This window comes from Actinacidiphila acidipaludis, assembly GCF_019890725.1.
Lineage (GTDB): Bacteria > Actinomycetota > Actinomycetes > Streptomycetales > Streptomycetaceae > Actinacidiphila > Actinacidiphila acidipaludis.
In genome coordinates, this window is the sequence record NZ_JAINZZ010000137.1 from 1 (window position 1) to 1,249 (window position 1,249).

The following is a 1,249-nucleotide window of genomic DNA, read 5'->3' on the forward strand; positions in this document are numbered from 1 at the left end:
GCGTCGAGGATCGCGGTGATGGCCGCCAGCAGTTCGGTCCGGGTCCGTGCGTGGGTGATCTCACCCGATTCGATCATCGCGAGCAGGGTGTCGAGCATGCCGTTCTTGGTGGCGATCCAGTCTCCGAACAGGTCCATCCAGCGCCGCATCGCCGCGGGCGGGGGCAGGTGGCCGAGCAGTTCGCGGGCGCCGGTCGTCAGACGCACGACCTGGTCCTGGTAGACCGCGTCGACGAGCGCCTGGCGGGTCGGGAAGTGCCGGTAGAGGGTGGCGATGCCGACCCCGGCCTCACGGGCGATCTCGCGCATCGAGGGCTCGGCGGCGGCCGACATGAAGACGCGCATGGCCACGGCGAGCAGCTGGTCGCGGTTGCGGACGGCATCGGCCCGCGGTGTCCGGGCGTCTGCCCCACCAGAAACGGATCGTGTTCCGTTTGTGCTACGGTCGCTCATGGAAACGGAGCGTAGTCCGTTTCGATGGGACGCGAGGAGGCGGGCCTTCATGCAGACACCGAGCAAGCAGTCGAACCCGGGCGGCGGCAGGGCGGTCCGGCTGGATTCCTTCGGCGGTCCCGAGGTCCTGGACGTCCGTGAGGTTCCCGCGCCGCAGGCCGGTCCGGGGCAGGTCCGGGTGCGGGTGACCGCGGCCGGCCTGAATCCGATGGACTGGATCATGACCGCCGACGCGGACACCGCCGCCAGGTTCGGCCTGGCCCTGCCGGCCGGGTTCGGGACCGACTACGCGGGAGTGGTCGACCAGGTCGGTGACGGCGTGAGCGGTTTCGCGCCCGGTGACCGGGTGTTCGGGGGAGCCCTGTCCCGCGCGGTCGCCGACTTCGTGGTGGTGGACGTGGCCGGGGGGATCGCGGCGAACGAGGCCCACCACACGCCCGACGGCGTCGACGACCGCACCGCCGCCACTCTCACGATCGCCGGCCGCACGGCATCCGCGGCCCTCGCCGCGGTCGCGCCGGGTCCGGACGACACCGTGCTGATCGGCGGCGCCGGGGGCGGGGTCGGAGTGTTCGCCGTCCAGTTGGCGCGGATCGCGGGAGCGCGTGTGATCGGCACCGGATCGGCGACGTCCGCCGGCTTCCTGCGCGATCTCGGAGCCGAACCGGTCGCCTACGGCGACGGCCTGGCCGACCGGGTCCGGGCCCTGGCCCCCGGCGGCGTCACCGCCGCCCTCGACCTGCACGGGACCGAGACCGTGCGCGTCGCGCGGGAACTCGGCGTTCCTGACAGCCGCA

2 protein-coding genes are annotated in these 1,249 nt (G+C 72.9%); one reads left to right on the plus strand and one right to left on the minus strand.

The annotated features are described in order from the left end of the window. On the minus strand, positions 1-452 hold a 452-nt coding region (locus tag K7862_RS37010), incomplete at its 3' end, for a TetR/AcrR family transcriptional regulator (RefSeq protein ID WP_222970186.1). Positions 453-501: 49 nt separating this feature from the next. Here K7862_RS37010 and K7862_RS37015 point away from each other — a divergent pair. Then, the coding region (locus tag K7862_RS37015) for an alcohol dehydrogenase catalytic domain-containing protein (RefSeq protein WP_222970188.1) at positions 502-1,249 on the plus strand (748 nt) is incomplete at its 3' end.